Origin of the sequence: Streptomyces sp. NPDC056734 (assembly GCF_042790455.1) — a bacterium.
Taxonomy (GTDB): Bacteria; Actinomycetota; Actinomycetes; order Streptomycetales; family Streptomycetaceae; genus Streptomyces.
Genome location: NZ_JBHTZD010000010.1, coordinates 202,316 through 214,234 on the forward strand (window position 1 = coordinate 202,316; position 11,919 = coordinate 214,234).

Below are 11,919 nucleotides of genomic sequence, written 5' to 3' on the forward strand. Positions count from 1 at the left end.
AGCTGGCTAGATCGGGTTGGTCCCTGGCCGGTTCTTGTCCCCTGCGTTCCCCCGCGTTCGCTTGCGTTCGCCTGTGTTCCCCGCGTTCGCCTTCGGCGCGCGCTGCCCTTGCTCAACGCCCGTGGTCCGTCGGAGGTCCGTCATGTCCCCACCCCTGCCGCCCTCGCGGTCGCGCCGGTACGGCTGGATCGCCGCGCTCTGCCTCGCCGTGCTGGGGGCGCTGCTCCCGGCCGGTGCCGCGTCGGCCGCGAGCAGCCCGGTGCAGGGCGGGCGGCTGGACTGGGGCGTCAAGGCGTCCTTCCAGGGCTATGTCACCGGGCCCATCGCGCAGGGCAGTTACACCCTGACCGGCGGCGCGGCCACGGTCGGCGCGAGCCAGTTCCGGTTCCACTCGGCGGCCGGTACGTACGACGGGGCCACCGGCGCGTTCAGTGCCGCCTTCTCGGGCGGGGTGCGGTTCGTCGGGCACCGGGACGACTCCGGCGCGTACGAACTGGACATGACGATCAGTGGGCCCACGGTCCGGATCTCCGGCGGCGGCGGCACGCTCTACGTGGATGTCACCAGCAAGGCGAAGGGCACCGGGGCGGTCACGACGTCCCGTCAGGTGCCCTTCGCCTCCCTCTCCCTGGGCGGGATCGACATGACGGGCGGCGGCACGGCCGTCACCCTCAACAACCTCCCCGCCACCCTCACCGCCGAGGGCGCCGCGTCCTTCGCCGGTTACTACTCGGCCGGGACCCCGCTGGACCCGGTGAGCCTGTCGGCGGACATCACGGCGGCGGAGCCGGAGCCGACACAGACGCCGACGCCGACACCGACGGCGAGCAACTCGGCCGGCGAGGGCGGCGAGGGCGACGCGGGCGCCGCCTCCGGGCAGCAGATCCAGGACGGGGCCGTCGACTGGGGTGTGCGCCGCACCTACCGCGAGTACGTCACCGGGGACATCGCCCAGGGCGAGTGGACGCTGTCGTCCGGCGCGCAGGACGGTGGCGCGCTGTTCCGCTTCCCCGGTGGTGAAGGGACGTACACCGACGGAGAGCTGAAAGCCGAGTTCACAGGCGAGGTGCGGTTCACCGGTGAACACGGGCTCGATCTGCGGCTCAGCGGTTTTCACCTCACCGTCGCCGACGGCAAGGGCACGCTCTACGCCCAGGTGAACGGCGCCGCCCAGAGCGTCTCCCTGGTCACCTTCACCGCCGCCGCCGAGGACCTCAAGCCCGACAACGGCCTGGTCGCCCTCACCGAAGCCCCGGCCAAGCTCACCGAGACCGGCGCGGAGGCGTTCGGCGGCATGTACCAGAAGGACACGGACATGGACCCCGTCTCCCTGGCCGTCGCCCTCTCCGACGACGCCGAACTGCCCGCCCTGCCCGACCTCGGCAGCTCCGCCACCCCGACCCCCCAGTCGTCGCAACCGTCAGCGCCGGACGACAAGGCGACCCCGGCCACCGAGCCGGTCGCCGCCGACCAGGACGGCAGCGGCTTCCCCACCCTCCCCGTCACCCTCACCGCGGCCCTGCTGCTGCTCGTCGCCGCGGCCGTCGCGTACGTCACGCACAGGCGCCGCACCCGCGCGGCAGCGGCAGCGGCGACGGCAGCGGCGACGCCGCCCCCCGCGCCGACGGACGAGAACTGACCCCCGAGCACCCCCCGAACACCCCCCGCCACCCCCGAACACCCACTTCCCTCCCAGGAGAACCACCCATGCCCATCAGACCCCTACCTCTACCCCGACCCCGCCCCCGAAGCCGCAGCACCGCCCTCCCCATCGCCACCGCCGTCGCCACGGCCGCCGCGCTGGGCGCCACCGCCCTCGCCATGGCCGCCGCCTCGCCCGCCGCCGCGGCCAGTGTCCCGCTCAGCAACTACGAACTGACCTGGGGCATCAAGCAGTCGTACCGCACGTACGTCGTCGGCGCGGCGGCCGGAACCTTCACCGCGTCGGCCGGTGCCTCGCAGGCCGCGGACAACGGCGTGTTCACCTTCACCGGCGGCACCGGCACCTACGACACCACGGCGCACACCGTGGACCTCGGCTTCCAGGGCACCCTGAAGATCGCGTCCACCCTGCACGGCTTCGAGACGACCCTGTCCGACGTGCGGTTCGACAGCGCCGCGGGCGAGATCACCGCCGATGTCACCAGCGCCGGGGCCACCCTGGACGACGTACCGCTGGCCGAGGTCACCGTCTCCCAGAGCATGGCGGACATGGCGACCGTGCTCACCCAGGAGGCCGCGGACATCTTCGGCAGCCCGAGCTACGCGGGCGCGGCGGGCGACCCGCTGACGGTGGTCGACAAGACGCCGGAGCCCACCGGCACCCCGACCCCCACCGGCACACCCACCCCGACCGGGACGCCCACCGGCACCCCGACCGGCACTCCCACCGCTACCCCGACCCCGACGAAGACCCCGTCGCCGACCACCACCTCCTCGCCCACCGGCACCCCGAGCCCGGGCCCGACCGCCACGCGGCCGACCGAGGCCCCCGCCCAGGGCGACCTCGCCGACGGCATCCTGACCTGGGGCATCAAGGAGTCCTTCCGTACGTACGTCGTGGACGGCGTCGCCGCCGGTGACATCACGGTGTCCGGCGGGGCCTCGCAGGCCACGGGCAACGGCGTCTTCACCTTCCCGGACGCGACCGGCACGTACGACACCGAAGCCGAGACGCTCACCGCCGAGTTCCAGGGCGCGGTCACCTTCAAGGGTCACCAGGACGGCACCGAGTACGGCCTCGACCTGACCCTCAGCGACATCAAGGCCACGCTGGACGGCGGCAGCGGCGAACTCACCGCCGATGTCACCAGCCTGGGCGAGAAGTCCGAGGACGTGGTCCTCGCCGACCTCACCGCCAAGTCGGCCGACCTGGCCGCGACGAACGACGTCATCACCCTGAACGACATCGCCGCCGAACTCACCACCGAGGGCGCCGAGGCGTTCAGCGACTTCTACGACCCCGGCTCCGCACTCGACCCGGTCGACCTGTCCGTGGCCCTCACCGAGGGCGCCGAACTGCCGGGCGGCGACGACGGCGGCGACGGCGGCGACGGCGGAACGGACGGCTCCACGGGCGGCACGGGCAGCACCGCCGGAACCGGCGGCACCACGGGCGCCACCACCGGCGGCGTCACCGGCGGCCTGGCCGCCACCGGCTCCGAGGTCCCGGTCACCGCCCTCGGCACGGCGGCGGCGCTCACCGTCGTGGCCGGCGCGGGAGTGGTCGTGGCGATGCGCAGGCGCCGCACGCAGGCGTAGGCGCACGGCTCACCGGACGGACCGATCCTGGCCATCGCGGCCGGGCTCGGTCCGTCTCTTCCTGTCCTCGCCCCGCAGGTCACCCGCCAGCGGAATGGCCTTGCAGCCAGGTCCCCCGCAACCCACTCCCCAGCAGTGGCTGCCGCTGCGCGACTGACTTGGTGATCCGGCTGCGGGTGAGCCAGACTCGGCGCTGAACCGCCCAGCGTGTGAAGGGACATGAGCGTGTCGGTGAAGCCCCCGAGGGTGCGCCGTCGTCGTCCGGCGGCAGAGCCGCGACGGTTCCGGAAAGCCCGAGTTGGTGTACATCGACTCGATCGCGCAAGAGCTGACGCGAGAGATGAGGACACCATGACCACCGTCGCGGTCGCCGCCCGCGACAGCAAGAACCCTGGCGGCCAGCTCCTGGTGTTCGCGCGGGGCGGCTGGACCGGCTTCGTCCGTGGCATAGGCACCGACGAGTTCGGCTCATGCCCCGGTGACTGACTACGACGTGCTGCGCGTCTTCTGCGCGGCGAACGGCGGCTTCGGCGGTGAGCTGGGGGTCGTACGGGACGGATCCGTCCTGCCGGACCCGGGGGAGCGGCAGGAGCTGGCGGCGAAACTCGGCTTCGGCGAGACGGTGTTCGTGGACGACCCCGAGCGCGGGATCGTGGACCTCTACGCGCCCGGCGCCCGGCTGTCCTTCGCCGGGGACGCGTGTGTCGGGGCCGCCTGGCTGACGGATCTGCCGGAGCTGGTCACGGCCGCCGGGGCCGTCGGGGCGCGGCAGGACGGGGAGTTCAGCTGGATCGAGGCGCGGGCCGAGTGGGCCGCGCCGCGTGTTTTCCGGCAGTGTGCGAGCGCCGCCGAGGTCGACGCGCTACGGGTGCCGCCGCCGGGGGAGTGGCTGTACGCCTGGGCCTGGGAGGACGAGGCGGCCGGGCGGATCAGGGCGCGGGGCTTCCCGGGCCGGGGCGATGGGATGGCGGAGGACGAGGCCACCGGGGCGGCGGCCCTCCAGCTCACGGCCCACCTGGGCCGCGCCCTGAACATCACTCAGGGCGCGGGCTCCCAGATCCTCACGGCTCCGCAGCCCGAGGGGTGGGTGGAGATAGGGGGACGGGTGGTGCTGGAGCGGTAGCCGAAGGGCACCGCTCACGCGGTGAGCGGGAACTCCTCGCCGAGTGCCCGGAACACGCCCGTGTTCAGCGCGAACGCCCGCTTGCACTCGGACACGATCCGCTGCTTCTCCAGATCGTCGGCCTGCACGGCGTCCAGCAGCTCCCGGTAACCGCGCTTGAACGCGGCCGGGTTGCCGATCTCCTCGAAGACATAGAACCGTACGCCGTCGCCCTTGCGCGCGAAGCCCCAGGTCTTCTCCGCCTTGTCGCGGATGATCTGGCCGCCGGACAGATCGCCGAGATAGCGGGTGTAGTGGTGGGCGACATAGCCGCCGGGCCAGCTCTGCGCGCACTCGCGCACCCGGTCCGCGTACTCCTGGGTGGCGGGCAGCGCGGAGACGCCCGTACGCCAGTCCGGGCCGCGCAGATGCTCCAGGTCCCGCTCCAGTGAGGCCAGCCGGAACAGCTCCGGCTGGATGAAGGGCCCGGCGACCGGGTCCCCGGCGAGCGGTCCGGCGCCGGCCTCCAGCGCCTCGTACACGAACCACAGTTGTTCGGTGTAGCGCGTGTAGGCGTCCACGCCGAGTCTGCCGCCGAGCAGATCGCTCATGAAGGTCGAGGTCTCCGCCTCCACGTGCTGTTCGTGGGACGCGGTGCGGATGAGTGTCGAGAACGAGTCCATGGGTCCGATTCTCTATGGTTAGGCTAACCTAAGTCAATGCCTTGCCGACTGGTTGTCGGCAAACTTGCCGACGGCCTGTCGGTAAAAATAGTACTCCGGGGGAACGCAAAAGGCCCGCCCCCTGGAACGGAACGAATCCGCAAGGATTCCGCCAGGGAGCGGGCCGGGAGCACCGGTACGGCTACGGCAGCGTGAGAATCTCCGCGCCCGTGTCCGTCACCACCAGCGTGTGCTCGAACTGCGCGGTGCGCCTGCGGTCCTTCGTGACGACCGTCCAGCCGTCGTCCCACATGTCGTACTCGTGCGTCCCGAGCGTCAGCATCGGCTCGATGGTGAAGGTCATCCCGGGCTGGATCACGGTCGTGGCGTGCGGGCTGTCGTAGTGCGGGACGATCAGCCCGCTGTGGAAGGCGGAACTGATGCCGTGCCCGGTGAAGTCCCGCACCACCCCGTACCCGAAGCGCTTGGCGTACGACTCGATGACCCGGCCGATGATATTGATCTGGCGCCCCGGCCTGACCGCCTTGATCGCACGGGCGAGCGACTCCCGGGTCCGCTCCACCAGCAGCCGGCTCTCCTCGTCCACGTCCCCGACCGGATACGTGGCGTTGTTGTCGCCGTGCACGCCACCGATGTACGCCGTCACGTCCAGGTTCACGATGTCGCCGTCGCGCAGGACGGTGGTGTCCGGGATGCCGTGGCAGATGACCTCGTTGACCGAGGTGCACAGCGACTTGGGGAAGCCGCGGTAGCCGAGGGTGGAGGGGTAGGCCCCGTGGTCGCACATGTAGTCGTGCGCCACCCTGTCCAGCTCGTCCGTGGTCACGCCCGGCGCGATCAGCTTCGCCGCCTCCGCCATCGCCCGCGCGGCGATCCGGCCGGCGATCCGCATCGCCTCGACGGTCTCCGGTGTCTGCACCTCGGGGCCGGTGTACGGGGCCGGCGCGGGCTTGCCGACGTACTCCGGGCGCCGGATGTTTCCGGGTACGGAACGGGTGGGAGACAGCTCCCCTGGGACGAGCAGCGACTGGCCAGACATGCCAGCGAGTCTAACCAGCGGGCATGGGGGACCATGTCAGAGGCGAAAGGAGCCGCTCATGGCCCTGTTCAAGAAGCGCACGGTCGGCAAACCGGGTGAGTGGTACTACTGCCTGGAGCACCAGAAGGTCGAGGAGGGGCCGGAGTGCCCCGGCAAGGACCGCTTCGGCCCCTACACCAGCCGCGCGGAGGCCGAGCACGCGATGGACTCCGCCCGGGAACGAAACCTCGCATGGGAGACGGACCCTCGCTGGCACGATGCCCCTGCCGGGGGTGCGGGGGAGCGGGACGAGGACTGAGGGGCGGGGGCGGGTTCGGTGGGTGCGGGTCCGTGGGGGCTGGTCGCGCAGTTCCCCGCGCCCCTGAAAAGCAGGGCGTTGCCGCCCCGCCTCCCGTGACCGCGGGCAGTCGTGCCGCAGGGCGGCACGGGTGAGCGCCCCCCTCGACCCGCACCCCGACGCCCCCGCTAGGCAGCCGCCTCCGCCGCCGCCCCGCCGGTCATCCCCTCCCGCCGTTCCCGCAACGCCCGCGCATGCGCATTCGTGCGGACGTCGTACGTCATCAGCTTCGGGAGGCACAGCGCCAGCAGCCCCACCGCGCCCACGCAGAGCAGACCCCCGGACCACACCGACGCGCGCACCCCCAGCCAGGCGGCGCCACCACCCGCGCGGACCTGGCCGAGCTGAGGGCCGACGGAGTACGACAGCAGCTCGATCCCGGCCAGCCGCCCCCGCAGCTGATCGGGGATCGTCTGGTTCCACATCGCCGAGCGGAAGATCCCGCTGACCATGTCACAGGCCCCGGCCACGGTCAGACACAGCAGCACCAGCCATACGTTCCCGGTCAGCCCCGCGCACGCGATGGCCGCACCCCACAGCGCCGCCGACACGGCCACCATCCGCCCGTGCCGATGGATCCGCGAGGTCCAGCCCCCGGTCAGCCCGATCAGCATCGACCCGAACGGGATCGCCGCGTACATCAACCCCAGCGACCACGGCGCCGCCAACTCGTCCGCGAGGAACGGCAGCACCGCCAGCGGCATCGCCAGACACATCGCCGCGAGGTCCACCGCGTAGGTGCCGAGCAGCTCCTTACGGCTCCAGGCGTACCGGGCGCCCGCCCAGATCGCCGTCAGCGAGGGCTTCACGGCCTCCAGCCCGGCCGGGGACGGGGTGATGCGCCACAGCAGCACCAGCGACACGGCGAACGTCAGCAGATCCGCCGCATAGGCCCAGCCCAGCCCCGCGTACGCCACCACCACCCCGGCGACCGCCGGGCCCGCGACCCCGCCCACGGTCCAGCGCAGGGCGTTCAGCGACGCGGCGGCCGGCAACTGCTCATGGGGGACGATCCTCGGCCACAGCGAGTCCAGCGCCGGGCGCTGCACCGAGACCAGCCTCGCGGACAGGGCGGCCACCACGTACAGCGGCCAGATCATCGGCTCCGGCAACATCGCGTTGACCAGCAGCAGCCCCGCCAGCACGCCCTGTCCGACCTCGGTCCGCACGATCAGCTTGCGCTTGTCCAGCGCGTCCGCGAGCGCACCCCCGTACAGCCCGAAGACGATGAGCGGCACCAGCTCCACCGCGCCGATCGCGCCCACCGCCGCCGCCGATCCGGTCAGCTCCTTGATCTGCACGGGCAGCGCGACGAACGTCAGGAAGGACCCGAAGTTGGTGATGAGTCCCGCGAGCCACAGCCGCCGGAAGTCCGCCGAGGAGTGCCAGGGGGAGAGGTCGGGGAGCAGGGCCCGCAGCCGGGAGGGAGATTCGGCGGCGGGGGATCCATCCACCGCTGGGGGGCGTTCAGCACTCACGAACCGGCATCGTCCCCGGCGGTCAATGGATGGTGCAACAGGATTTCGACCTCGGGTCGGTCACCACCGCGCCGGTGGCGGGGCCGTCAGATGGTCCGCCAGCCTCGACACCCGGTCCCGCAGCCGGCGTCGGCCGCGCGGGGTGGGCAGGCAGTTCTCGCCCGCCGCCGCGCTGACCAGGTGCTGGACGGTGTCCAGGTCCAGTTCCCCGGTCGCCGGGACGGCCAGCGCCTCATGGGCCATCCCGCACAGCTCGCGCTCCCCGGAGCCCAGCGCGAGGACCGTCACCCCGGCCCGGCGGGCGTCGTGCACCCGCTCCAGGAGCGGGGCGTCCGGCCGCTCCGGCGCCACCACCAGCAGCGTCTCCCCGCGCCGGGCCGCCTCGATCCGGCCCAGGCCGACCGCGAGGTGCGCCGGGTCCGAGGGACGCGCGGCGTGCCGTACCAGCGTCGGGGCCAGTTCCGGCGTACCGGACCAGGCGGCCTCGTCCACCAGATGGGCCGCCAGATGCCAGGGCTCGTACTCCCGGGTGCCCACCAGCAGCAGCCCGCCCCCGTGCGACACCACCGATCCACGCAACGCGCCCGCGAAGCCGCGCGTCGCCCCCAGCCATTCGGTCCCGGCGAGCACTTCGCGCAGCAGCGCGACCCTGACGGCGTCCATAGCCCCGCATACTGCCGCAACATGCCACTCGTGATCCGGAGTTCACCCCGAATTCGCCCGACCTGGGGACAGCCACCCCTGCCAGCTCAGCAACCATCCCCCCAGACCAGGAGCCGCGCATGACCACCCCCACCCCCACGCCCACCCCACCCCCCGCCCCCGAGGTGACCGTCCCCTTCCGTGCGGGGCGCGAGGGGTATGCCAGCTATCGCATCCCGGCGCTCGTCACCACCGCGTCGGGCACGCTGCTCGCCTTCTGCGAGGGGCGGGTCGAGTCCTCGAAGGACTGGGGGCACATCGACATCGTCCTGAAGCGGTCCACCGACGGCGGTCGCAGCTGGGGCCCGCTCCAGGTCGCCGCCGACAACGGGGCCGGACTCGCGGGCAACCCGGCACCGGTGGTGCTGGACACCGGCCGGATCCTGCTGGTGCACGTCCGTTCCTCCGCCGCCGCCTCCGAGGACCTGATCCTGCGCGGCCAGGTCTCCGAGGCCGACGGACGCCGGGTCTGGGTGCGGCACAGCGACGACGACGGCCGCACCTGGTCCCCGGCCCGGGACATCACCAAGCAGGTCAAGAAGCCCGGCTGGCGCTGGTACGCCACCACCCCCGGCCACGGCATCCAGCTCACCGGCGGCCGGGTCGTCGTCCCCGGCAACCACACCCTGCCGCCCACGCCCGGCGGCACCGGCACGGAACCGCAGTACAACAGCGGTCACTGCCTGCTCAGCGACGACCGGGGCGAGAGCTGGTACCTCGGCTATCTCGACCAGAACACCAACGGATACATCAACGTCAACGAGACCATGGCCGCCGAACTCCCCGACGGCCGCGTCTACTTCAACGCCCGCAACGACTCCCGCTCGCCCGGCACCCGCGCCGACGCCCACTCCACGGACGGCGGCCGGACCCTCGTCCTGCCCTTCCGCCCGCAGGCCGGGCTGACCGCCCCCGTCTGCCAGGGCAGCGTGCTCCAGCTGCGCGACCCCGACGTCCTGCTCTACGCGGGCCCCGCGCTCCATGACTTCCGCGCCCTGCTGACCATCCGCGCCTCTTACGACCACGGCACCACCTGGGAGCCGGTGTTCACCGCCGACGGACTGCCCGCCGCCTACTCCGACCTGGCGCGCGTCGACGCCCGGACCCTCGGACTGCTGTACGAGACCGGGGACTTCGGGGCGTACGAGCGGATCGCCTTCCGGCGGGTCTCGGTGACACGCCTCACCGGCGGGTACGACAGGGGCGGACGTAGAGTCGGGCCATGACCTCTACCGACAGTGCCGCCACCGATCCCGCCCCCCGGAAGGCCCCCGCCAAGGATCCCTGGGACCTGCCCGATGTCTCCGGGCTGGTCGTCGGGGTGCTCGGCGGGACCGGGCCGCAGGGCAAGGGCCTCGCCCACCGGCTCGCCCGCGCCGGACAGAAGGTGATCATCGGCTCCCGGGCCGCCGAGCGGGCCGTCGCCGCCGCCGATGAGCTGGGCAATGGCGTCGAGGGCGCCGACAACGCCGAGACCGCCCGGCGCAGTGACATCGTGATCGTCGCCGTGCCGTGGGACGGCCACGGCGAGACGCTTCGGTCGCTGCGCGCGGAGCTGGCCGGGAAGCTGGTCGTGGACTGCGTCAACCCGCTCGGCTTCGACAAGCAGGGCGCCTACGCGCTCAAGCCGGAGGAGGGCAGTGCCGCCCAGCAGGCCGCCACGCTGCTGCCCGACTCGCGGGTCACGGCCGCCTTCCACCATCTCTCGGCGGTGCTGCTCGAAGACCCCGAGATCGACCGGATCGACACCGATGTGATGGTCCTCGGCGAGGAGCGCGCCGATGTGGAGATCGTCCAGGCGCTGGCCGGCCGGATCCCCGGCATGCGCGGCATCTTCGCCGGACGGCTGCGCAACGCCCACCAGGTGGAGTCGCTGGTGGCGAACCTGATCTCGGTCAACCGCCGCTACAAGGCCCACGCCGGGCTCCGGGTCACCGACATCTGAGCCGATGGGGGACACTGGGGAGCGCGCCGGCGCAGGACCCGGCCGCCGCGAACCGTGTCCCCCGGGACAAACTCCCGCCCCGCCCCGACAGGAGCCGCACCCCATGTCCCGCCTGGCCCTCTACGCCGTGATCGTCTGCGTCCTCGCCGTCGCCGCCGCCGTCGTCTCCTTCGTCCAGGGCAGCTGGCTGGGGATCGTCTGGGTGCTGCTGGCGGGCCTGTCGTCCAATATGGCGTGGTACTACCTCAAGCGCGGCAAGGCCACCGGGCGAGGGCCGACGGTCACGGGATGAGCCCGCAGTACGGGTCCGACTCCCGCCAGAACTGGTACAGATCGCGCCCGCAGTAGCTCTCGACCTCGCTGATCCCCAGCCCCCCGAGAAGGGCGTCGATCGCGTCGAAGAACGCTCCGTTGATCGACGGCACCCACAGCAGCGCGAACACGAACAGCAGCCCGAACGGCGCGAACGGCTCCACCTGACGCCGGACGCTGTGCGACAGCCACGGCTCGATCACCCCGTAGCCGTCCAGCCCCGGCACCGGCAGGAAGTTCAGGATCGCGGCCGTGACCTGGAGCAGCGCGAGGAACGCCAGCGCGTACCGGAAGTCGGCCGGCACACCCGACAGCGCGTCCAGCCAGAACGGGGCCGTGCACACGATCGCGAACAGTACGTTCGTCAGCGGCCCGGCCGCCGAGATCAGACTGTGCCTCCAGCGCCCCCGGATCCGCCCCCGCTCGATGAACACCGCGCCGCCGGGGAGCCCGATCCCGCCCAGGATCACGAAGATCACCGGCAGCACGATGCTCAGCAGGGCGTGCGTGTACTTCAGCGGATTGAGCGTGAGGTAGCCCTTGGCGCCCACCGAGATGTCCCCGCTGTGCAGCGCGGTCCGGGCGTGCGCGTACTCGTGCAGACACAGCGACACGATCCACGCCCCGGTCACGAACAGGAACACGGCGATCCCCGGCTGCTCGGCGAACCGCGTCCAGGTAGCCCACCCCGTGACCGCCGTAACGGCGACGATCCCAAGAAACACCGGACTGATCCGCCGCTCGGCACGGCTGAGGGCAAGGGGCATGCGGGGGACTCCAGAGCTGTGAAACGGGCGACAACGCGAACTGACCTCCCCCAGCATGCCTGTTCCCGAAATCCACGGGGACCCCGGTGCCCTCAGGGACGGCAAGGATCAAGAAACGACCACGGCACGCCGCCAAGAGGCGCGGGGCTGTATCGACATGCGGCTCCGCCGCGCGGGCGCGACCAGCCCCCATCGACGGCACGACCCAAGAAACGCCCACCCCGACCCACCCAAGGGGCGCGGGGCTGTATCGACATGCGGCTCCGCCGCGCGGGCGCGACCAGCCCCCATCC

13 protein-coding genes are annotated in these 11,919 nt (G+C 72.2%); 8 read left to right on the top strand and 5 right to left on the bottom strand.

What is annotated here, in order from left to right; translation table 11 throughout:
* Positions 1 to 142 precede the first annotated feature (142 nt).
* From ACFRFC_RS17645 to ACFRFC_RS17660, 4 genes are all read left to right on the top strand, one after another.
* Positions 143 to 1,639, top strand: coding sequence for an HtaA domain-containing protein (locus ACFRFC_RS17645; protein ID WP_382686211.1), 1,497 nt, complete (start codon positions 143 to 145; stop codon positions 1,637 to 1,639).
* 68 nt (positions 1,640 to 1,707) lie between these two features.
* Positions 1,708 to 3,261, top strand: a complete 1,554-nt coding sequence (locus ACFRFC_RS17650) for an HtaA domain-containing protein (protein WP_382686214.1) — start codon at positions 1,708 to 1,710, stop codon at positions 3,259 to 3,261.
* Positions 3,262 to 3,612: 351 nt separating this feature from the next.
* Complete coding sequence (locus ACFRFC_RS17655; RefSeq protein ID WP_382686217.1) at positions 3,613 to 3,747, top strand: DUF397 domain-containing protein; 135 nt, start codon at positions 3,613 to 3,615, stop codon at positions 3,745 to 3,747.
* Complete coding sequence (locus ACFRFC_RS17660; RefSeq protein ID WP_382686219.1) at positions 3,740 to 4,384, top strand: PhzF family phenazine biosynthesis protein; 645 nt, start codon at positions 3,740 to 3,742, stop codon at positions 4,382 to 4,384. The genes ACFRFC_RS17655 and ACFRFC_RS17660 overlap by 8 nt, the downstream gene beginning before the upstream one ends.
* Positions 4,385 to 4,398: 14 nt before the next feature.
* Here ACFRFC_RS17660 and ACFRFC_RS17665 read toward each other — a convergent pair whose 3' ends face one another.
* Both ACFRFC_RS17665 and map read right to left on the bottom strand, forming a co-directional pair.
* Positions 4,399 to 5,046, bottom strand: a complete 648-nt coding sequence (locus ACFRFC_RS17665; protein WP_382686222.1) for a heme oxygenase (biliverdin-producing) — start codon at positions 5,044 to 5,046, stop codon at positions 4,399 to 4,401.
* A 181-nt stretch (positions 5,047 to 5,227) separates the two neighbouring features.
* On the bottom strand, positions 5,228 to 6,085 hold the full coding sequence (map, locus tag ACFRFC_RS17670; protein WP_382686225.1) for a type I methionyl aminopeptidase: 858 nt from the start codon (positions 6,083 to 6,085) through the stop codon (positions 5,228 to 5,230).
* A gap of 58 nt (positions 6,086 to 6,143) precedes the next feature.
* On the opposite strand from map, the gene ACFRFC_RS17675 reads away from it, so the two are divergent.
* On the top strand, positions 6,144 to 6,383 hold the full coding sequence (locus tag ACFRFC_RS17675; protein WP_382686228.1) for a hypothetical protein: 240 nt from the start codon (positions 6,144 to 6,146) through the stop codon (positions 6,381 to 6,383).
* Positions 6,384 to 6,550: 167 nt separating this feature from the next.
* On the opposite strand, the gene ACFRFC_RS17680 is transcribed toward ACFRFC_RS17675, so the two are convergent.
* Positions 6,551 to 7,900 carry an MFS transporter gene (locus ACFRFC_RS17680; RefSeq protein WP_382686230.1) on the bottom strand — a complete coding sequence of 450 codons (1,350 nt, stop codon included), beginning with the start codon at positions 7,898 to 7,900 and terminating at the stop codon, positions 6,551 to 6,553.
* Positions 7,901 to 7,960: 60 nt separating this feature from the next.
* Complete coding sequence (locus ACFRFC_RS17685; protein WP_382686233.1) at positions 7,961 to 8,563, bottom strand: hypothetical protein; 603 nt, start codon at positions 8,561 to 8,563, stop codon at positions 7,961 to 7,963.
* 119 nt (positions 8,564 to 8,682) lie between these two features.
* Here ACFRFC_RS17685 and ACFRFC_RS17690 point away from each other — a divergent pair, with 119 nt between their 5' ends.
* The 3 genes from ACFRFC_RS17690 to ACFRFC_RS17700 all read left to right on the top strand — a co-directional run bounded on the left by ACFRFC_RS17690 (position 8,683) and on the right by ACFRFC_RS17700 (position 10,839).
* On the top strand, positions 8,683 to 9,828 hold the full coding sequence (locus tag ACFRFC_RS17690) for an exo-alpha-sialidase (RefSeq protein ID WP_382686235.1): 1,146 nt from the start codon (positions 8,683 to 8,685) through the stop codon (positions 9,826 to 9,828).
* Positions 9,825 to 10,547 (top strand): NADPH-dependent F420 reductase, encoded by a 723-nt coding sequence (npdG, locus tag ACFRFC_RS17695; protein ID WP_382686238.1) that lies wholly within the window; start codon positions 9,825 to 9,827, stop codon positions 10,545 to 10,547. Before ACFRFC_RS17690 ends, npdG begins: the two co-directional genes overlap by 4 nt.
* 103 nt (positions 10,548 to 10,650) lie before the next feature.
* Entirely contained in the window at positions 10,651 to 10,839 is a 189-nt protein-coding gene (locus ACFRFC_RS17700; RefSeq protein WP_382686240.1) for a hypothetical protein, read from the top strand.
* Here the strand turns inward: ACFRFC_RS17700 and ACFRFC_RS17705 are convergent.
* Positions 10,829 to 11,626 carry a site-2 protease family protein gene (locus ACFRFC_RS17705; RefSeq protein ID WP_382686242.1) on the bottom strand — a complete coding sequence of 266 codons (798 nt, stop codon included), beginning with the start codon at positions 11,624 to 11,626 and terminating at the stop codon, positions 10,829 to 10,831. The two genes, ACFRFC_RS17700 and ACFRFC_RS17705, sit on opposite strands and share 11 nt — an antisense overlap.
* Positions 11,627 to 11,919: the final 293 nt, after the last annotated feature.